Source organism: Pseudomonas sp. (assembly GCF_046581935.1).
GTDB lineage: Bacteria > Pseudomonadota > Gammaproteobacteria > Pseudomonadales > Pseudomonadaceae > Aquipseudomonas.
The window spans coordinates 25,755-45,632 of sequence record NZ_JAYGFK010000005.1; the positions used below are offsets into that span (position 1 = coordinate 25,755).

Sequence of the window (19,878 nt, forward strand, 5' to 3'; positions counted from 1 at the left end):
GAGGTCATTCAACTGATACAACGTATGCGGGATCTGCGCTGCAGGGTATCTTGCCTAACCATTAATGAGCTTGGTTAAGGAATTGTCGGACTTATGAGTCGTAGTGTGTTTCAGGCTGTGATTATCGTTGCGGCGCTGCTGTGTGCAAACACTGCCTTGGCTAAGGTCGAGGTGCAGGCCGGGCAGCACAAAACCCTTGGGCGAATCTTGGTGGCCAAGGTCTCCGAAGATATCGCGCTGGGCGATTATGAGGCTTTGCTAAAGGGCATCAAGGCCAACCCGGGCAAGTTTGCCAAGAAAATCGTCATGCTCGACAGCATTGGTGGCAGCGTGAGTGAAGCCATCCGCATCGGTCGGCTGCTGCGTGAAACCGGTTTTGACAGCCTGGTGCCGTCCACCGGGGTGTGCCAGGGCAGTTGTGTTTATCTGCTGGCTGCCGGCCAACATAAAACCGTGCGTGGATATGTAGGTATTCACCGGCCTTATTATTCCGGCAGTGACTCGGTGCACTCAGCTTCGGCCGGCGGGGCAAGCCGGGCCAGCCAAGCTGCCTACTTCAAGCAAATGCACGTTGCGCCTGAACTGCTTGCGCTGATCAACAACACCGAGCCACAGCGTATGCGCGTGCTGAGCCCAGCCGAGTTGGCGCGCTACGGGCTGAAGTAGGCCTGGCTTAAATGGTGCGGTGCCTTTCAAAGAAGCTCATGACCTGTTTGTTGGCATCCTCGCGAGGCATTTCATAGCGTTGTTGCACCAGGTTGGTAAGTTTCTGCTCATCGCCTCCAGACTTAAGCAGTTCATCCAGGGTCAGCTCATCCCAAACAATCAGCGCTAAGCCGGCAAGTCTGCGCCAGTTTTTCTGGATGATCTCGGCAAGTGGTTTGTTCATCGCGGGTGCTCCTATGATGGCCGGACGGGGCCGGATGTACGCTTAGAGCGGAATTGTCATCAAGCCAGCCTGTCAGAGTTGGCCTAGCTAGTCGGTGCGCTATAGCGCTTATGCGCGCTGGCGTACCGACGTCATGTGCATCACGCGTTAGGCTGATGCTTGCGCCGCAGCCGACTGTGGCGTGGCAATTGCTCCGCTTTAAGACAGGCAGGGCCTGTTCAGGCATGCCTGCCGCCAACTCAAGGATGTCCCGCGATGTCAATGATTGAACCTGTGCTGCTCACTGCAGCACGTGTCTGCACCTTCAATGGTCAACAGTTGTTGACCAACGCCAGCGGCTTTTACTTCGCCCGTGGCGAACGCCTGTTCCTGGTGACTAGCCGGCATGTGATGGTCGATGAGCCAAGCAAGCATTTCCCGGATCGCATCGAGATTGAAGTGCATACCGACTTGCACAATGTGGCGCAAACCACGGGCTTTTCCATGCCGCTCTATCGTGATGGCAAGAGCCTCTGGCGACAGGGCTGCGATGGCGCTGGTGAAGTGGATGTGGCGGTGCTCGAGATTGAGCGGGCGGCGCTACCCGATGGCATGGTTTATCACGCCTTTACCCCGGAGCACCTGCAGCCCCCGCAAATCCCGGTTGAAGTGGGCACCTTGCTGCTCGTCGTGGGCTTTCCCCTGGGTTTTCACGACACCCTGCACCATATCGCGGTGGTCCGGCATGCGGTGGTGGCGTCATCCTTCGGCTTGCGTTTTCAAGGCCAAGGCTACTTTCTTACCGATGCGCGTACGCACCGTGGCACCAGCGGCGCGCCGGTGGTCATGCGAGTGCCAGGATTGGGCAAGGATGGTTTGCCATGGGTGTTGTTGGGCGTGCACTCGGCGCGGCTTGACCTGGGCAGTCGGGATGTCGAAGTGGATGAGGCGCTGGGGCTCAATTGCACCTGGTATGCCGATATTCTCCTGACGCTAACCGAGTAGGGCGCTCAACGCGGGGTCTGTGACGGGTCGGCATTGGCCATGTTGATGTCTTTGACCAGGCCGGCAGTGGCCTTGATCACGTCACGGGCCATGCTGGTTTCCTGGGCATTGTGGGTTTGTGCCACCAACACCACATCACCGTGAGTAATGCTTTTGCTGACCAGCTTGGCAAAACGCCCGTGATGTTGGCCAGGGGCCGAGGACGCGCCGATTACGCTGCCGAGAAAACCTCCAATGAAACCGCCCATACCCATCAGCGCGAAGGGCGCGAGCAGCGGACTGGCATAGAACAGGCTGGCCTCGCTGACAATCAGCGCCACTGCCATCAAAGCGCCGATGCCAATGCCCATGCCGGCACCAATCGCAATATCGATCAGCATGTCCCTTAACACCCTGTTGCTTCTGGCCTGTGGGGCCGGCGCAGGTGACGCGTTGCTGCCACTGCTGACTATCTGCAGCTGTTCGCTGTGCATGCCACGCTGAATAAGCTGAGCCAGTGCCTGCTCCGCAGTGCTGCGTTGGCTAAAGAAGCCCGATACGTGGTGACGGTAGAGATCCATTGTCCTGCTCCTGAGCGAGAACCGTCGCTAGCGGCCGAGGCACCAGCTTAGGCGGCACCGCCATACCTGTCTGTGCGCCGCCGTACGCAGACCGCTGCTGCAGTGGGCTATGCGCGCTAGCGTACCGACAGCCGCGTGCGGGTCTGTAATTCTGCTATCAGCGAGCTGCGTCTAGCGCTGAGGCCGCCGCCCACAGTGCCGGAAACGGCTTGACGAGGCACCATGAAACTCCATTACCGCCCGTTGTTACTGGCGTTTGCCATGACCTATGCCGGCCTGGCCGTGTCCAGCCTGCTGATTGCTATGAATTTGGCCCAGGGCTCTGTGGCTAGCTGCGTCAGCGGCCATTGTCCTGGCGTTCCCCTATGCTGCCTGCCGCGCTGATTGAGCGCTGTGGCTTGCTCACTTGGGTGTGCGCGGCTTAGCCGTGGCGTGCCCATCCGTAGTTGTCTTTGAGGACTCCACCTATGAACAGGACTTCATCCATCGTTGATGGCATGGCTGCGTTGCGTTTTGCCGGCCTCTGCGCCGGGTTACTGATGCTCAGCGCCTGCGCTTCGCCACCGCCTCCACCGAGCCAGGCACTGCAAGCCGCCGAGTCGGCAATCAGCAATGCCGAGCAGGCCCGCGTGGCGGACTACGCCTCGCCGGAGCTGGGCGTAGCACGTGAAAAACTCGCTGCCGCCAATGCTGCGGTGCAGCGTGAAGAGATGCTGCTGGCTGAGCGCATGGCCGAACAGTCGCGGGTTGAGGCCGAGCTGGCCCTGGCCAAGTCGCAGGCGACCAAGGCCAAGGTGGTCAATGACGAAATGCGCAAAAGTACCAACAGCTTGAAGCAAGAAATGCAGCGCAACACGGGAGCACAACAATGAACAATGCCCATCACGTTAAGTACTTGCTCTTGGCCGCTGCTATCAGCCTCACTCTGGCCGGCTGTGCCTCACCCCCGAGCATGCCGCAAGGCGCCGCCGACGTGCGCAACAAGCTCACGCAGCTGCAAGCCGATCCACAACTGAATACGCGTGCACCGGTTGCGCTTAAAGCGGCTGAGCAAGCGGTGATCAACGCCGAGCAACCGCGTAAGGACCAACCTGAAGCACAGGCATTGGGCCAGCATTTGGTGGTGATGGCAGACCGCCGGGTCGAAATTGCCAGCGCTTTGGCGCAAACGCGATTCTATGAAGACCAGCGCAAGGTGCTCAGCGAACAGCGCGCAGGCGCACGCTTGGATTCACGCACCCAGGAGGCCGATCAGTTACAGCGCCAGCTTGATGAGCTGAATGCCAAGCAAACCGAGCGTGGCTTGGTGATGACCTTGGGTGACGTGTTGTTTGCCACAGGGCGCTCCGAGTTGCGTGCGGGCACGGCGAATAATCTGGGCAAACTGGCGATTTTTCTTAAGCAGAACCCTGAGCGTCGCGTGATGATTGAAGGGCATACCGACAGCGTTGGCAGCGAGGAAAACAACCTGAGCTTGTCCCAGCGTCGTGCCACTTCGGTGATGAGTTACCTGACCATTCAAGGTGTTGCGCCAAGCCGTTTGAGTGCGTCGGGCAAAGGCGAGAGCATGCCGGTTGCCGGTAATGAATCGGCCTCTGGCCGGCAGATGAATCGCCGCGTTGAACTCATCATCAGCAAAGAATAAAACGCGCAGGTCAGATGCTTGACTCGCAGTTTTAGGCGGCCAAGGCCAGCGCAGATCGATATTTTCGGTCTGCGCTGGTTTTTTCATTCATAGCTTGGCGATCGACACCTCGGTGGATTTTACGAAGGCGATCACTTGGCTGCCCACGCCCAACTCCAGCTCTTTGACCGAGCGGGTGGTAATCACCGAGGTGACGATACCCGAGGCGGTTTGTACGTCGATTTCCGAGAGTACGTCACCCAATACGATTTCCTTGATGGTGCCTTTGAACTGGTTGCGTACATTGATGGCTTTAATGGTCATGGTGATGCTCCTTGGTTTTAAGGTTGCTCGTGCGGGTTAAAGCGCCCAGCGCAACTGCGTGGGTAAGGGTGAAATGGCTTCGGGTTGGGGCGGTAGTTCCGGCAGGGCTAGCACGCGGTTAAGCACCTGCTCCTCAACAGCCGCCAGGCTGGCTGAGGCGCGCTGACGTGGGCGCGGTAGGTCGACGTTGATGTCCAGGCCGACTTGGCCGTCCTCAATCAGAATCACCCGGTCGGCAACTGCCACCGCTTCGCTGACATCGTGGGTCACCAGCAGCACGGTGAAATCATGCTGTTGCCATAGGCGCTCGATCAGTTGCTGCATCTCGATGCGGGTCAGCGCATCCAGCGCGCCGAGTGGCTCATCCAGCAGCAACAGGCGCGGCCGGTGGATCAGCGCGCGGGCCAGGGCTACGCGCTGTTTCTGTCCGCCAGACAAAGCAGCAGGCCATTCGTTGGTCCGATCAGCCAGGCCAACGGCGTCTAGCGCCTGTTGCGCTTGCGGCCGCCAGTTGCCGGACAGGCCCAGGCCGACGTTGTCGATTACGCGCTTCCAGGGCAGCAGGCGTGAGTCCTGAAACATCAGGCGAATATCTTCGCGTGAGGCGGCCAGCGCGCCACTACCGGTTTGCAATTCACCCTCGCTGGGTACATCCAAGCCGGCCAGCAGACGCAGCAGAGTGCTCTTGCCGCAACCACTGCGGCCGACCACGGCGACAAACTGCCCGGCGGGAATATGCAGGTCGATAGCCTTGAGTACCTGGCGCGCGCCGAAGGCTTTAGCAATGCCTTGAATGGCCAGGGGAATGCCTTGGCGAATGTTCTGTAATGCGCTCATTGGCCACCTCCTTTGGTCTGATAGGCCGGGTGCCAGCGCAGCCAGCTGCGTTCCAACGTGCGCGCCGCCACATCGGCCAGCTTGCCGAGCACGGCGTAGAGCAGAATTGCCACTACCACGACATCGGTTTGCAGGAATTCCCGAGCATTCATCGCCAGGTAGCCGATGCCGGCGTTGGCGGAAATGGTTTCCGCGACGATCAGCGTTAGCCACATAAAACCCAGGGCGAAACGCACGCCGACCAGGATCGAGGGCAGGGCACCGGGCAGAATCACCTGACGGAACAGGCTGAAGCCTGACAGGCCGTAGCTGCGCGCCATTTCCACCAGGGCTGGGTCGACGTTGCGAATGCCGTGGTAAGTGTTCAGGTAGATCGGGAACAGGGTGCCGAGGGCGACCAAAAAGATCTTTGCGCTCTCGTCGATGCCGAACCAGAGGATCACCAGCGGGATCAGCGCCAGGTGCGGTACGTTGCGGATCATCTGCACGGAGCTGTCGAGCAGGCGCTCGCCCCAGGTCGACAGGCCGGTAATAAAGCCCAGCAGCAAACCCAGGCTGCCGCCGATGACAAAGCCGATGGCTGCGCGCCAGCCGCTGATGGCCAGATGCGTCCAGATTTCCCCGCTGCGCAGCAGCTCCCAGGCAGCACTGAGCACGGCGCTGGGGGCCGGCAGAATCCGTGTGGACAGCAGGCCGCTGACCACTGCCAGTTGCCAAGCCGTCAACAGCGCCACCGGCAAGGCCCATGGGGCCAGGCGCAGGGCCAGGTTGTTTAAGGTTGTGTTACTCATCGTTTACCTCGAAGAATCCTTGTCCACATCGCCGCGTAGCCCGGATGCAATCCGGGGGAACCGGAGTGCGGAGCCGCGGATTGCATCCGGGCTACGATATTTTCAGCGTGTAGGATGAGTGGCGCGCATGCGGCACAGTGCGATGGGTATCGCAGGCTCAACCAGCGTGGTCCGACCCATCCTACGAATGCCATCAACTGGCGACGCCGCCTTGGGCAGAATGTCGCTGGAGATCATTTCCCCAAACGGGCTGACATAACCCTGGCTGGCTGGCACTTCGGGACGGTTAACGTCCAGGTGCGGGAACAACAGTTCGGCAACCCGGTACGACTCCTCCAAATGCGGATAGCCGGAGAAAATAAAGGTGTCGATGCCAAGTGCTGCGTATTCCTTGACCCGCGCAGCCACGGTCGGGCCATCGCCAACCAGTGCCGTGCCGGCACCGCCGCGCACCAGGCCGACTCCGGCCCAGAGGCTGGGGCTGACTTCCAGGTTGTCCTTGCTGCCGCCGTGCAGGGCGGCCATACGCTGCTGGCCAACCGAGTCAAAGCGCGCCAGGGAGGCTTGGGCGCGGGCGATGGTGTCGTCGTCGACATGGCTGATCAGCTTGTCAGCGGCGGCCCAGGCTTCGGCATTGGTTTCGCGCACGATCACGTGCAGGCGGATGCCGAAGCGTACTTCACGGCCTTGGGCGGCGGCCTTCTCACGTACCGCTGCAATCTTCTCGGCGACGGCGGCCGGTGGTTCGCCCCAGGTCAGGTACAGCTCGACCTGCTCGGCGGCCAGGTCCTGCGCGGCTTCTGACGAACCGCCGAAATACAGCGGCGGACGTGGTTGTTGGATTGGCGGGTAAAGCAGCTTGGCGCCTTTGACTTTAATATGTTTGCCGTCGTAGTCGACCACTTCACCTTCCAGCACGCGGCGCCAGATGCGGGTGAATTCCACCGAGGCTTCGTAGCGTTCGGCGTGGGACAGATTGAGGCCGTCGCCGGCCAGCTCGTCCGGGTCGCCACCGGTGACCAAATTGAACAGCGCGCGGCCGCCAGAGAGGCGATCCAGGGTTGCAGCCTGACGCGCGGCCACGGTCGGCGAGATGATGCCGGGGCGCAAGGCGACGAGAAATTTCAGGCGCTGGGTCGCGGCAATCAGCGACGCGGCCACCAGCCAGGAGTCCTCGCAGGAACGTCCGGTTGGGATCAGTACACCACCAAAACCAAGGCGGTCGGCTGCTTGGGCAATCTGGGTGAGGTAGCCGTGATCGACGGCGCGTGCGCCCTCGCTGGTGCCCAGGTACTTGCCGTCGCCATGGGTAGGCAGGAACCAGAAAATATTCAAACTCATGGAGTGGTCTCCTTAATAAATCGCTGACCTGTGGCCCAGATGCAATCCGCTGCCGCTATTGAGGCCGCGGATTGCATCCGGGCTACAAGGGTTATTGGGCTGTTGCGAGCTTGGCTGGGGCCGCTTGAGTCGGCGCTCCATCTGACCGAGTCCAGATCACGTCCTTGATCACCAGGCGCTTGGGGATCAGCTTGAGATCGGTAAAGGTGTCGGCGATCTTCTGCTGCGCCTCGACCACTTGCGGGCTGATCAACTGCGCACCGTAGCGCTGGCGCTCGACGGCATCACGGGTGATTGCTGCCGACAGGCCGAGTAGCGGCGCGACTTGCGCCGTGGCGGCATCAGTGTTGGCCTTGGTCCACTCACCGATTTTGCGGATTTCATCAACCAGGGCGACGACCACTTGCGGGTTTTTCTCGGCGTAGGTTTTGCTCGCTAGGTAGAACTGGTGGTTGCTCACCAGGCCTTGGCCGTCACGCAGGGTGCGTGCTTTTAGCTGGTGTTCGGCGGCGGCCTGGAAGGGGTCCCAGATCACCCAGGCATCAACGCTGCCGCGCTCGAATGCGGCGCGGGCATCGGCGGGCGGTAGGTACACCGGTTGGATGTCGCTGTATTTCAGGCCGGCATCTTCCAGGGCGCGTACCAGCAGGTAGTGCACGTTGGAGCCTTTGTTCAGGGCAATTTTTTTGCCCTTGAGGTCGGCCACCGATTTTAGCGGCGAGTCCTGCGGCACCAGAATGGCTTCGCTGGTCGGCGCTGCTGGCTCATAGGCGACATACAGCAGGTCTGCGCCGGCAGCCTGGGCAAATACCGGTGGGGTTTCGCCAGTGGTGCCGAAGTCCACTGAGCCGACGTTCAGCCCTTCGAGCAATTGCGGGCCGCCGGGGAACTCAGTCCATTTGACCTCAATGCCTTGCTCGGCCAGGCGTTTTTCCAGGGTGCCATTGGCTTTGAGCAGCACGAGAGTGCCGTACTTTTGGTAGCCGATACGCAGGACGCTTTTGTCCTTGGCTGCAGCTTGAACGTGGGTGATGGCGGCGAAAGCAAAGGTCGCGGCAAACAGGGCGACCAGGCTCCGACGCAAAGTAACAGTGCGCATAGCGCTCTCCTTTGCTGTTGGGGTTATTGGCTTGCGACCTGCTTGCCCGTTGGCGGGCGAGTAAGGTGGGGTGCAGCGTGTAGCGGTGTTTCAGATGCTCCAGCGGGCGTTGATCAGTCGATCATTCAGTACGCCCGGATCAATCGGTGCCGGATGGCGTGCCAGGGCCTGCTGGAAGTGCTGTAAGGCATCCTCCAGACGCTGTTCCAGGGCTGGTGCCAGTTGCGCCAGCGCGCCGTTCTCGCCGTAGGCAATCTGGCTGTCGTCAGCAAAGATGGCGTGCAGCATTTCTTGGGCTTTCAGCGCCGCCAGTACCGGCTTGAGCGCGTAGTCCACGGCCAGCATGTGCGCGCTGCTGCCACCGGTGGCAATGGGTAGCACCACCTTGTGGTTCAACGCGCGCTCGGGCAGCACATCGAGCAGGGTCTTCAGCGCGCCGGAAAACGACGCCTTGTACACCGGTGTGGCGATGATCACGCCGTCGGCGCGCACTACCTGCTCAATCAGTTGCTGCACGGCCGGGCTGCTGAAATTGGCAAACAGCAGGTCTTGGGCATTGAAATCACGCACCTGGTAGCTGATCACTTCCATACCACGTAGCTGTAACCAGTGTTTGGCGCGATCAAGCAGGATATTGCTGCGTGATTTTAGGCTCGGGCTGCCGCCCAGGGATACGACAAGCATTATTCGGGCTCCTTAGGTCCTTAGAGCCGATTTACGATCTCGCGAGCTAGAGACCTGCCAGGCAAAAACAGGCGAGGAAGCGGAGTGTACTTTTGTACATGAGCATTCCGACTGGGCTCGCATCCGAGTCTGTTTTCAACGCAGCAGGGCCGACGCGCAGCAGATCGTAAACAGGTTCTTAACGGTTCGGCTGCAGGGTCAGGCGCAAGTAAGGTTTGACCGCGCGATAGCCTTTGGGGAAGCGCTGCTTTATTTCCTCTTCATCCTTGAGCGACGGCACGATCACCACCTCATCACCGTCCACCCAGTTGGCAGGGGTGGCGACCTTGTGGTTGTCGGTCAGTTGCAGCGAATCGATCACCCGCAGGATCTCGTGGAAGTTGCGCCCGGTGCTGGCCGGGTAGGTGATGGTCAGGCGCACTTTCTTGTTCGGATCGATGATGAACAGCGAGCGCACAGTCAGGGTGTCGTTGGCGTTCGGGTGGATCAGGTCGTAGAGGTCGGAGACCTTGCGATCAGCATCGGCCAGGATCGGGAAGTTGACCGTGGTGTTTTGCGTTTCGTTGATGTCGTCGATCCACTTCAGGTGCGAGTCCACCGGGTCAACCGACAGGGCGATGGCCTTGACGCCGCGCTCGGCAAACTGCTCTTTGAGCTTGGCGGTAAAACCCAGCTCGGTGGTGCACACCGGGGTGAAATCTGCTGGGTGGGAGAACAGCACGCCCCAGCTATTGCCCAGCCATTCGTGGAAGCGAATGCGGCCTTCACTGGAGTCCTGTTCGAAATCGGGGGCGATATCGCCGAGACGGATGGTCATGCGTGTTCTCCTTGGGTCGGTCGTTACGTGGTACTCACTATGCTTAGGCTTTTTAGATTTTAAAAAGAATAAATAACAATTTATTTAGCACTTAAAGGAATAAGTGGTTGGTGAGGTAAGGAAGATAAAGAGTGTTGTGGGAGGTGCTTACGGTTCAGGCATCCTGCTTCGCGCTACCTCCTGCATTCATGCAGTCGTAGCCGCGATAACTAGGATTAAGAGCTCGCCGCTGAAGCGCCTCCCACGGTGCTTGGTTTTCAGCTTGAAGAGGGCATGGATGGCCGCCATAAAAAAGACTATGTGCCCATTGCGTTTTGAGTCGTCCAGAACAGCTTTACGGTGTATGAAGCGCGGTAATACAAGGGTGGGTTAGGCGCGAGCTGGGATCAGACAAACACCATCGAATCTCAACGCGCCGTAACCCACCATGGCGGTCTACTGGCAAACCACACTGTCTTCGATAAAGCTGACTGCATTCGTTTGCTGCGCCAGTGTGCCCAGCGCAGTAGCCAGGAGGAGGGGCATGGTGACGATGTTCCAAAGCGTTTAAAGGCTTAAAGAGCCGGGCGTGCTGGCGTTTCGTGCTCGAATGAACGGTCACTGGGCGAGTTGGTTGCGTTTGGTGTGTCGGTGGGGGCGATTAAGCGAGGCCAAATCGAGCAAGAATGAACTGGCTTAAATGAATAGGTAAGCGGGAGGCAAAAAGCCTCCCTGAATATATGGGCCGGCGTGAGTGCGCCGGCCGCGGGGTTAGCGTGTCACGCTGGTGGATGCTTGATTGTCGGCAGACCAGCCGCCGCCCAGCGCTTTGTACAGGTTCACTTCACTGGTCAGCTGCGCTAGGCGGTCAGTGATCAGCGATTGCTGGGCGCTGAACAGCGAGCGTTGTGCGTCGAGGAAGGTCAGGTTGCTGTCGATTCCCACGCGGTAGCGTCGCTCAGCCAGGCGGTAGTAATCCTGGTTGGCGCTGACGAAATCGCGCTGGGCCTGCAATTGCTGGTTGTAGGTTTGGCGTGCAGCAAGGCCATTGGAGACTTCCTGAAAGGCGGTCTGGATGGCTTTCTCGTACTGCGCGACGGTGATTTCTTTCTGGATTTTCGCGTAGTCCAGGCTTGCTCGCAGGCTGCCGGCGTTGAAGATCGGCAGGTTGATCTGCGGCTGGAACAGCCAAGTTCCTGAACCACCCTTGAACAGCCCGGACAGGTTCGGGCTCAGGGTGCCAGCATTGGCGGTCAGGCTGATGCTCGGGAAGAACGCTGCCCGCGCCGCGCCGATATTGGCGTTGGCCGCTTTGAGGCTGCGTTCGGCCTGGAGAATGTCCGGACGCCGTTGCAACAACTCTGACGGTAGGCCCGCTGGCATTTCGCTCAGCACTTCTGCCGCCAGTGGTTGCGCAGCAGGTAGGTCGGCTGGAATACCTGTGCCCAGCAGCAGCGTCAGGCTGTTTTCGTCTTGAGCTACCTGGCGTGTGTAGCGCGCCAGTTGCACGCGGGCATTTTCGACTGAGGTTCGCGACTGGCTTAGGTCCAGGGCCGAGGCCACGCCGACCTCATTGCTGCGTGAAGTCAGCTTGAAGCTGTCTTCGTAAGCAGACAGGGTTTCTTGGGTCAGCTTCAACAGTTCCTTGTCGGCCTGCCAGGTCAGGTAGGCATTGGCCACGCTGGCCACCAGGCTGATCTGCGTGCTCCGTCGGGCTTCTTCACTGGCGAAGTAAGTCTGTAGGGCTTGTTCGCTGAGGCTGCGTACACGGCCGAACAGGTCCAGTTCGTAGGCGCTGATACCAACGGTTGCCGAGTACTGGCTGGAGATTCCTGCCTCGCCAGTTTGCGACATGCTCGCCGGGGTACGCTGGCGGCTGCCGCTACCGCTGGCCGATACCGCCGGGAACAGATCCGCGCGCTGGATCTGGTACTGGGCGGCGTAGGCATCGATGTTCAAGGCCGCGACCTTGAGATCGCGGTTGTTCTCGAGAGCGGTTTGAATAAGTTGTTGCAACGCCGGGTCATGGAAGAACTGACGCCAGCCTTGTTCGGCGGCTGCCTGGTTGGCAGCCGCCGTAGGCGAGTAGGCCGCACCTTGCGGGTATTGCGCCGCTATTGGTGCTTGCGGCTGCTGATACTCAGGGATCAGCGAGCAACCACTGAGCAATGCCGCAGTGATTGCCAGGGAGAGTAGCGACTTGCTCATTGGCCAGCCTCTTTAGGAGTTTCAGTGATTTCAGTGGTCTTTTTGCGACGGCCAATTGAGGACACCGTGACAAAGAACAACGGCACCCAGAATATCGCCAGGACGGTGGCCGTTAACATGCCGCCGATTACCCCTGTACCGATTGCATGCTGGCTGCCCGAGCCAGCGCCGGTGGCGATCGCCAATGGGATGACACCCAGGATAAAGGCCAGTGAGGTCATGATGATTGGGCGCAGACGCATGCGGCAGGCCTCAATTGTTGCCTCTACGAGGCCTTTGCCTTGTTCATGTAGCTCCTTGGCGAACTCGACGATCAGAATGGCGTTTTTCGCCGCCAGACCAATAGTCGTCAGCAACCCCACCTGGAAGTACACGTCGTTGGACAGACCGCGCAGGCTGGTGGCCAGCAATGCACCGATAACCCCCAGTGGCACGACAAGCATCACGGCTACCGGAATCGACCAGCTTTCATACAGCGCTGCCAGGCAGAGGAATACCATCAGCAAGGACAGTGCGTACAAGGCCGGTGCTTGAGAGCCAGAGAGGCGCTCTTCATAGGATAGGCCGGTCCAGGAAATCGCTACGCCTGCTGGCAGCTTCTTGGCAATCGCCTCGACTTCCGCCATGGCGTCACCCGTACTGTAGCCAGGTGCGGGGGCGCCCAGCACTTCCAACGCTTCCACGCCATTGTAGCGAGACAGTTTTGGCGAACCGTAGATCCACTCACCCTTGGCAAACGCGGAGAACGGCACCATGGTCCCGACACTGTTGCGTACGTACCATTTATTCAGGTCTTCAGGGTTCATACGGGCGTCAGCCTTACCCTGGATATAGACCTTCTTCACTCGGCCGCGGTCGATGAAGTCGTTGACGTAACTACTGCCCAAGGCGATCGACAGGGTGTTGTTGATATCCGACAGGGTTACGCCCAAGGCACTGGCGCGTTCGTCATCGATGCTCAACTGGTACTGCGGTTCATCGTTCAGGCCGTTAGGGCGAACTTGAGTTAGCACCTTGCTTTGAGACGCCATGCCAAGGAACTGATTGCGTGCTTCCATCAGTTTCTCGTGACCGATACCGGCGCGGTCTTGAAGGAATACGTCGAACCCGGTGGCGTTACCCAGCTCCATTACCGCCGGCGGGGCAAAGGCAAATACCATTGCGTCACGGAAGCTAAAGAAGTGCATTTGGGCGCGGTGTGCCAGGTTAAACACGCTGTTTTCTGCAGAGCGCTCTTCCCATGGTTTGAGCATGATGAACGCCATACCAGAACTCTGGCCGCGGCCGGCGAAGTTGAAGCCGGTTACGGTGAATACAGAGTTAACGGCATCGCCTTCGCCGCCGTCCTTAGTTGGGCGCAGCAAGTACTCGCGCATTTCATCCACAACAACTTGGGTGCGCTCGGCACTTGAGCCGGTAGGTGTTTGCACCTGGGCAAAGAGAACGCCCTGGTCTTCTTCCGGCAGGAACGCAGTCGGGATGCGGGTGAACAGCCAGATCATGCCAATGATGATCAGCAAGTAAGCCAGCAGATACGGTGCTTTGTGACGCAGCATGCTGCCGACGCCGCGTTCGTAGCTTTTGACGCCACGGTCGAAGTTGCGGTTGAACCAGCCGAAGAAGCCGCGTTTCGGTGTGCCGTGCTCGCCCTTAGGGATTGGTTTGAGCATGGTGGCGCACAGGGCAGGGGTGAATATCAGTGCGACCAGCACCGACAAAGCCATAGCCGAGACGATGGTGATCGAGAATTGCTTGTAGATAACCCCCGTGGAACCGCTGAAGAAGGCCATTGGCAGTAGCACTGCCGACAGCACCAGGGCGATACCCACCAGGGCACCTTGGATCTGCCCCATGGATTTCTTGGTGGCTTCTTTGGGTGATAAGCCTTCTTCGCTCATCACCCGCTCGACGTTTTCCACCACGACGATGGCGTCGTCCACGAGCAAACCGATGGCCAGCACCATGCCGAACATGGTCAGGGTGTTGATGCTGAAGCCTGCTGCCGCGAGGATGCCGAATGTGCCCAGCAGGACCACCGGGACCGTCATGGTGGTAATTACCGTGGCACGTATGTTCTGCAGGAACAGGTACATCACCAGGAACACCAGCACGATCGCTTCGATCAAGGTGTGCACGACACCAGAGATCGATTCACTCACCACTGGTGTGGTGTCGTACGGGAATACCACTTTCAAGCCCTGCGGGAAGAAGGGTTCTAGGTCGCTGATGGTCTTGCGCAGCGCTTTGGCGGTATCCAGAGCGTTAGCGCCGTTGGCCAGTTTCACTGCCAGGCCGGAAGCTTGCTTGCCATTGAATTGTGCGCTGATGGCGTAGTTTTCACCGCCCAGCGCTACATCGGCAACATCACCCAAGCGCACTTGTGAGCCATCTGGGTTGACCTTCAGCAAGATAGCCTTGAACTGTTCGGCGGTTTGCAGGCGAGTCTTGCCAATAATGGTGGCGTTTAACTGCTGGCCGGGCATGGCGGGCAGGCCACCCAACTGGCCGGACGACACTTGGACGTTCTGCGCGGCTACGGCGTTCTTTACGTCCACCGGAGTCATTTTGAAGTTGTTCAGCTTGGCTGGGTCGAGCCAGATCCGCATGGCGTACTGCGCACCAAACACTTGGAAGTCACCAACGCCCGCTGTTCGCGAGATCGGGTCCTGCATGTTGGACACGATGTAGTTGGACAGGTCATCCCTGGACATGCTGCCGTCTTCGGATACCACACCGATGACCATAAGGAAGTTCTTCACTGCCTTGGTCACTCGGATACCCTGCTGCTGCACTTCTTGCGGCAGTAGCGGGGTAGCTAGGTTCAGCTTGTTCTGTACTTGAACCTGGGCGGTGTCAGAGTTGGTGCCTTGCTCGAAGGTCGCGGTAATGGTCATGCTGCCGTCGGAATTACTGTCCGAGGATACATAACGCAGGTTATCGATACCGTTAAGCTGCTGCTCGATGACCTGAACCACGGTGTCCTGCACGGTTTGTGCGGAAGCACCCGGGTAGGTCACGGATATAGCGATGGCCGGTGGCGCGATGCTCGGGTACTGGTTGATCGGCAGCTTGAGGATTGATAAAGCCCCGACCAGCATGATCACCAGGGCGATAACCCAGGCGAAAATCGGACGGTCGATAAAGAACTTCGACATGGGTTATTCCTCTTTACCGTCGGCACTACCAGTGGCTGGGGCGTCACCAGACTGGGTCGTATTGACGTTGCCAGCCTCGGCCACAGTGACCTCATTGCCCGGCTTAACGAATTGCAGGCCTTCGGTAATCAGTCTGTCACCGGCTTTGAGGCCGTCTTCGATCAGCCACTGGTTGCCCACGGTACGGCTGGCCTTGAGCTGGCGCAGTTCGACCTTGTTGTCCTGGCCCACGACTAGGGCAGTCGGAGTACCTTTCAGGTCACGAGTTACGCCTTGTTGCGGCGCTAGAATGGCCGCGGCGTTGACCCCCGATTGCAGTTGCGCATGCACAAACATGCCAGGTAGCAGGGTGTGGTCTGGGTTTGGGAAAACTGCACGCAGGGTTACCGAGCCAGTGGTTTCGTCAACCGAGACCTCTGAGAATTCCATCGTGCCATCGAGCTTGTACTGGCTACCGTCTTCTAGGGTCAGCTTGACCTTGGCTGAATTATTATCAGCTTTCTGTAGGCGGCCGCTTTCCAGTTCGCGGCGTAAGTTCAGCAGTTCGACGGAAGATTGCGTGACATCAACGAAAATCGGGTCTAGTTGCTGAATAACTGCCATGGCGTCGCTTTGGCCGTTGCTGACCAGTGCGCCTTCAGTAACCGCTGAACGACCAATACGGCCAGTCAATGGCGAGAGCACTTTGGTGTAGCGCAGGTTGATCTGGGCGCTTTGCAACGTGGCTTCCGACTGCAGGCGGTTCGCCATAGCGGTGTCGTATTCCTGGCGGCTCACGGCTTGCTCATCCACCAACAACTTATAGCGGTCGGCAATCGACTTGGTCGATTGTAGGTTGGCCTGGGCGCTCTTCAGGGTTGCTTCATAGGCCGACGGGTCGATTTGATAAAGCTGTTGCCCTTTCTTGACCTCCCCGCCTTCTTCGAACAGGCGCTTGAGAATGATTCCGTTGACCTGAGGGCGTACTTCGGCGATGCGGTAGGCGGTAGTACGCCCCGGCAGATCAGACGTCAGAGTAAAAGCTTGAGGTTGCAGGGTAACTACACCTACCTGGGGTTTTTGTGCGGGCGGTGGTGCCTGCTCCTGTTCGCAACCGCTGAGCAGAGAAGCCAACAGAACGGCGGTAACCAGGGCGGGGAAAGCTGGCTTGAATGGCATGGAATCCTCGGACAAGAGCGCGACAGCGCTTCACAGGAATTGAATGAGCTCGGGGGACGATCAATAGCGTGCTATGAATGTACTTACATTCATGATTGTTTGTAAACACCTTATCGAGATAAGGTTACAAATAAACCTAACAACGGGGTTGGCACCGAGAAGGCCTTCCCAGCAAATCTCCGGAGCAACCGGAGGTTCGTTTTTTTAGAAGAGACTGCCATGGCCCGGAAAACCAAAGACGACGCCCTGCATACCCGTAACCAGATCCTTGAAGCGGCCGAGCAGGCCTTCTATCAGCGTGGTATGGCACGCACTACATTGGCCGATATCGCCACCTTGGCAGGCGTTAGCCGTGGGGCGATTTACTGGCATTTTGAGAATAAGGCAGCGTTGGTCCAGGCCCTGCTTGACAGCCTGCACGAGCCTTTTGATGAGCTTGCCAAGGCCAGTGAAAATGCCAATGAGATCAATCCACTGGGCTGTATGCGTACCTTGTTAATTCAAGTTTTCCAACAAGTGGCCTTGGACCCCAAAACCCGCCGAATTAATGAAATTTTATTCCATAAATGCGAGTTCATTGACGAGATGTGTGATTTGCGTCGGCAGCGCCATGCCAACAGCCTGGACTGTCACCTACGCATTGAGCTTGCACTACGCAATGCGGTCAATCGTGGCCAGTTGCCGGCAGCTTTAAACACCGCGCGCGCCTCGCGTTGTCTGCATGCCTACATTGAAGGAACCCTTGCGCAGTGGCTGCTCAGCCCCGAAGCATTCGACCTGTACAAGGACGCTGAATGCCTGGTCGATTGCGTTCTCGACATGTTGCGCCACAGTCCAAGCCTGCAGGGCCAATCGCCTGTTTGCCGGCAAGCGCTCTAAACTAATGAAGTGCAAGCTTGATAGCTGTCGCTGGCACCAGGATGGTAAGCGTGACGTAGATCTTTTGGACCACGTGGCCGCAGTTGCCAGTTGCCAGCAGATGTTTGAACTCTGCGCGCCGCAGATTTTTCAGAACGAGCTGTGGGGCTTCATGGAGATCGAAGAGTTGATCTGCGGTGAGCGCCCGCTACTGGTGGACGATCGGGATGAAGAAAGCTCAAAAATCAGTTTGATTGCGTCAAGCGCAGCTTTATTCCGGTGCAGTCGATCATTCGTATCCATGAGGTTGAGCACGTGGGTGCGGTCAAGATCCGCGAGGCCAAGGACTATGCTGGCAGGAATGCGATGCATTTCCTCATGCCGTCGTGCTTGGATAGCTGATTAGGTCCGCTAGGGATCAAAGCGCATACGTACATCCTGCTCGGCAAAGCGCTGAATAATGAAGTCGATTAGCAAGCGCATGCGTCCGGGGATGTTGTCTCTGTCCCGATAGAGCATATAGACGCTGCGCTGGCTGCCTTGCCAGTCCGGTGCCAGTTGGGTCAATACGCCCTGACGAATCAGTGGCGTTACCAGAAACGAGGGTAGTAGCCCAATGCCGAGTCCGGCAATGATCGCATTGAGTGCTACATCCATATTGTCTACTGCTAATTTAGCCTGCGCGCTGACATCCTCTTCCCAAAATGTGTTTGTCGGCCGGTGGCGCATTGACCATTGGAAGATAGGTTTGCTGACGATCAACGGCAGCTCGGTCAATTGATTGGGATGTTTGAGGTCGTGCCACTGAACCTGTTTGCTGGCGCAGCACAGCAGGTAATTCAGGTTAACCAGTGGGCGAGCAATCCAGTTCTCGATGGTGGCATTACCTGCGCGAAAAGCGATATCGATAAATTGGCTTTGAATATCAATAGGCGTATTGGAGAGGCTCAGGTCTAGATCGATTTGCGGGTACAGCGCCAGGAAATCATTGAACAGTTGGCCGAGCCAGAAGCTGGTCAGGTTGATGGGCGCGGAAATGCGGATCTTGCCCTTGGGTTGCTGCTTGTCAGCCTGTAGCTGGCTGGCAATATCGTTCAACTCCGAAAACAACGGTGCACAGCGATCAAAGTAGTGTTGCCCGGTCGCTGTCAGCGTCACGCGGTGAGAGTCGCGGTGCAGCAAGCGTAACCCCAGATCACTTTCCAGGCGACTTACGCGGCGGCTCAGAGTCGATAGTGGGACGTGCAGGACCGTCGAGGCCTGCTTGTAGCTGCCATAGTGCGCCACCGCCCAGAACAGACGCATGTCATCCAATGAATAGGTAGATTCCATTTTTGAAATCCTTTGTCCTTATCGTGCTTGTTTCCATTGTATTTGAAATCTATAGGCTTGGCGGCCTGTAGTTATTTTCTTCTGGGGAAGATCATGAGCGGGTCCGTGCGTGCAGTGGTGATGCTGTTGGTGTGTGTCTTTGCCTGGGGCAGTGTGTTTCCGCTGGCAAAGCTGGTACTGGTCGATATGAATGAGATGTCGCTGGCATTCTGGCGCTTCATGATTGCTGGGGTCAGCCTTGCCGCTTACCTACTGGTGCTGCGCCAGCCCTGGCCGCGATTGAACCTGCGCCAGTACGCCATAGTGGCTGTGGTCGCAGTCATAGGTGTGGGTGGGCTTAATGTGGCTTTGTTCTCCGGTCTGCGGCTGACCGAACCAACCAATGGTGCGCTGATCATGGCGCTTAGCCCGGTGGTGACGTCATTAATGGCGGCAATAGCGGCTCGCCGTTTGCCGTCGCCGGCGCAGGGATTCAGTTTGGTTGTGGGTTTGCTTGGCGTGATGATTGTCATCAGCGGTGGCTCGTTGCAGCGTTTGCTGGCTCTGAGCTTCAATCAGGGTGATTTGATCATCATGCTTGGCATGTTGGCGTGGAGCTTCTACACCCTGTGCAGTCAGTTTATTGGGCGCTGGTTGCCAGCGTTGCCGTTCACTGCCTTGAGTATGCTGGCCGGCGCAGTCACCTTGGGCCTCGTGTGTCTTTTCAGTACCACAGCACATCCCTGGCAGGAACTGCTGCAACTGCCCTCGGTATCAGTGCTGACACTATTTTATATTGGGCTATTTGCCACCGTAGGCGGTTATTTGCTCTGGATCAGCGGCATCAATGCGCTTGGTTCCGCGACAGCGTCGTTGTTCTTCAACTTTGTTCCGGTATTCGCTGCGCTCACTTCAGTTTTGATGGGGCATAACGTGAGTGCGCTGCAGCTGGTGGGAATGCTGGTAGTCGTGGTGGGCTTGACCTTGCCTGCACTGCTGACCAAAGGTCGCCGCTCGTTAGCGGCGGCTGGGGGAAGTAGAGCCACATGCTAATAACCTTGCCTGTGACCGCGTCTTAAGGATTTTTCGCTCAGGTTGGTCTTGGGTACGGGAGCAACAATAGGGGTTATTGTTGCTCCAGCCCTTGGTCATCCACTTGTATATCGTCTACGGCAGGTGGCTTGGGTTCTTCCGGCCTTAATGTGCCACTCAATTGTTCTTTCCTTATCTTTCCAGATAATCCCGAAATAGCGTGCCCA

The 19,878-nt window shown here is 58.2% G+C and carries 19 protein-coding genes and 2 pseudogenes; 8 read left to right on the forward strand and 13 right to left on the reverse strand.

The features are described 5' to 3' along the window. Nucleotides 1-93 precede the first annotated feature (93 nt). Nucleotides 94-666, forward strand: coding sequence for a hypothetical protein (locus tag VCA57_RS04885; RefSeq protein WP_411183841.1), 573 nt, complete (start codon nucleotides 94-96; stop codon nucleotides 664-666). A gap of 7 nt (nucleotides 667-673) precedes the next feature. On the opposite strand, the gene VCA57_RS04890 is transcribed toward VCA57_RS04885, so the two are convergent. Then, on the reverse strand, nucleotides 674-889 hold the full coding sequence (locus VCA57_RS04890) for a general stress protein CsbD (protein ID WP_411183842.1): 216 nt from the start codon (nucleotides 887-889) through the stop codon (nucleotides 674-676). Nucleotides 890-1,144: 255 nt separating this feature from the next. Between VCA57_RS04890 and VCA57_RS04895 the strand changes: the two genes are divergently transcribed. After that, nucleotides 1,145-1,873 carry a serine protease gene (locus VCA57_RS04895; RefSeq protein WP_411183843.1) on the forward strand — a complete coding sequence of 243 codons (729 nt, stop codon included), beginning with the start codon at nucleotides 1,145-1,147 and terminating at the stop codon, nucleotides 1,871-1,873. Nucleotides 1,874-1,878: 5 nt separating this feature from the next. Here the strand turns inward: VCA57_RS04895 and VCA57_RS04900 are convergent, their stop codons facing one another. Further along, a complete protein-coding gene (locus VCA57_RS04900) occupies nucleotides 1,879-2,433 on the reverse strand; it encodes a hypothetical protein (RefSeq protein ID WP_411183844.1) in 555 nt (184 codons plus the stop codon). 222 nt (nucleotides 2,434-2,655) lie between these two features. Between VCA57_RS04900 and VCA57_RS04905 the strand changes: the two genes are divergently transcribed. From VCA57_RS04905 to VCA57_RS04915, 3 genes are all read left to right on the forward strand, one after another. Beyond that, on the forward strand, nucleotides 2,656-2,817 hold the full coding sequence (locus VCA57_RS04905; RefSeq protein ID WP_411183845.1) for a hypothetical protein: 162 nt from the start codon (nucleotides 2,656-2,658) through the stop codon (nucleotides 2,815-2,817). An 83-nt stretch (nucleotides 2,818-2,900) separates the two neighbouring features. Further along, on the forward strand, nucleotides 2,901-3,305 hold the full coding sequence (locus VCA57_RS04910) for a DUF4398 domain-containing protein (protein WP_411183846.1): 405 nt from the start codon (nucleotides 2,901-2,903) through the stop codon (nucleotides 3,303-3,305). After that, nucleotides 3,302-4,078 carry an OmpA family protein gene (locus VCA57_RS04915; protein WP_411183847.1) on the forward strand — a complete coding sequence of 259 codons (777 nt, stop codon included), beginning with the start codon at nucleotides 3,302-3,304 and terminating at the stop codon, nucleotides 4,076-4,078. The genes VCA57_RS04910 and VCA57_RS04915 overlap by 4 nt, the downstream gene beginning before the upstream one ends. 87 nt (nucleotides 4,079-4,165) lie before the next feature. Here the strand turns inward: VCA57_RS04915 and VCA57_RS04920 are convergent, their stop codons facing one another. The 10 genes and pseudogenes from VCA57_RS04920 to VCA57_RS04965 all read right to left on the reverse strand — a co-directional run bounded on the left by VCA57_RS04920 (nucleotide 4,166) and on the right by VCA57_RS04965 (nucleotide 16,450). After that, nucleotides 4,166-4,381 (reverse strand): TOBE domain-containing protein, encoded by a 216-nt coding sequence (locus tag VCA57_RS04920; RefSeq protein WP_411183848.1) that lies wholly within the window; start codon nucleotides 4,379-4,381, stop codon nucleotides 4,166-4,168. Between the two features lie 36 nt (nucleotides 4,382-4,417). Beyond that, nucleotides 4,418-5,218 (reverse strand): aliphatic sulfonates ABC transporter ATP-binding protein, encoded by an 801-nt coding sequence (ssuB, locus tag VCA57_RS04925; RefSeq protein WP_411183849.1) that lies wholly within the window; start codon nucleotides 5,216-5,218, stop codon nucleotides 4,418-4,420. After that, complete coding sequence (gene ssuC / locus VCA57_RS04930; protein ID WP_411183850.1) at nucleotides 5,215-6,009, reverse strand: aliphatic sulfonate ABC transporter permease SsuC; 795 nt, start codon at nucleotides 6,007-6,009, stop codon at nucleotides 5,215-5,217. The genes ssuB and ssuC overlap by 4 nt, the downstream gene beginning before the upstream one ends. A 201-nt stretch (nucleotides 6,010-6,210) precedes the next feature. Continuing rightward, nucleotides 6,211-7,350 (reverse strand): annotated as a pseudogene (ssuD, locus tag VCA57_RS04935) (FMNH2-dependent alkanesulfonate monooxygenase); the annotation flags it as partial. A gap of 91 nt (nucleotides 7,351-7,441) precedes the next feature. Further along, nucleotides 7,442-8,449 carry a sulfonate ABC transporter substrate-binding protein gene (locus VCA57_RS04940; protein ID WP_411183851.1) on the reverse strand — a complete coding sequence of 336 codons (1,008 nt, stop codon included), beginning with the start codon at nucleotides 8,447-8,449 and terminating at the stop codon, nucleotides 7,442-7,444. 90 nt (nucleotides 8,450-8,539) lie between these two features. Further along, entirely contained in the window at nucleotides 8,540-9,133 is a 594-nt protein-coding gene (gene ssuE / locus VCA57_RS04945; RefSeq protein WP_411183852.1) for an NADPH-dependent FMN reductase, read from the reverse strand. Between the two features lie 178 nt (nucleotides 9,134-9,311). Continuing rightward, nucleotides 9,312-9,950, reverse strand: coding sequence for a peroxiredoxin (locus tag VCA57_RS04950; protein ID WP_411183853.1), 639 nt, complete (start codon nucleotides 9,948-9,950; stop codon nucleotides 9,312-9,314). 750 nt (nucleotides 9,951-10,700) lie between these two features. Further along, a complete protein-coding gene (adeC, locus tag VCA57_RS04955; protein ID WP_411183854.1) occupies nucleotides 10,701-12,137 on the reverse strand; it encodes an AdeC/AdeK/OprM family multidrug efflux complex outer membrane factor in 1,437 nt (478 codons plus the stop codon). Further along, nucleotides 12,134-15,292: an efflux RND transporter permease subunit EmhB gene (emhB, locus tag VCA57_RS04960; RefSeq protein ID WP_411183855.1), complete on the reverse strand. Its 3,159-nt coding sequence runs from the start codon at nucleotides 15,290-15,292 to the stop codon at nucleotides 12,134-12,136. Before emhB ends, adeC begins: the two co-directional genes overlap by 4 nt. 3 nt (nucleotides 15,293-15,295) lie before the next feature. Continuing rightward, nucleotides 15,296-16,450, reverse strand: a complete 1,155-nt coding sequence (locus VCA57_RS04965) for an efflux RND transporter periplasmic adaptor subunit (protein ID WP_411183856.1) — start codon at nucleotides 16,448-16,450, stop codon at nucleotides 15,296-15,298. A 219-nt stretch (nucleotides 16,451-16,669) separates the two neighbouring features. Here VCA57_RS04965 and VCA57_RS04970 point away from each other — a divergent pair, with 219 nt between their 5' ends. Further along, nucleotides 16,670-17,329, forward strand: a complete 660-nt coding sequence (locus tag VCA57_RS04970; RefSeq protein WP_411183857.1) for a TetR family transcriptional regulator — start codon at nucleotides 16,670-16,672, stop codon at nucleotides 17,327-17,329. A 100-nt stretch (nucleotides 17,330-17,429) separates the two neighbouring features. Next, nucleotides 17,430-17,710, forward strand: a pseudogene (locus VCA57_RS04975) (DUF1820 family protein). 9 nt (nucleotides 17,711-17,719) lie between these two features. Here VCA57_RS04975 and VCA57_RS04980 read toward each other — a convergent pair. Further along, complete coding sequence (locus VCA57_RS04980) at nucleotides 17,720-18,640, reverse strand: LysR family transcriptional regulator (protein ID WP_411183858.1); 921 nt, start codon at nucleotides 18,638-18,640, stop codon at nucleotides 17,720-17,722. Nucleotides 18,641-18,733: 93 nt separating this feature from the next. Between VCA57_RS04980 and VCA57_RS04985 the strand changes: the two genes are divergently transcribed. Continuing rightward, nucleotides 18,734-19,672, forward strand: a complete 939-nt coding sequence (locus tag VCA57_RS04985) for a DMT family transporter (RefSeq protein ID WP_411183859.1) — start codon at nucleotides 18,734-18,736, stop codon at nucleotides 19,670-19,672. Nucleotides 19,673-19,878 lie beyond the last annotated feature (206 nt).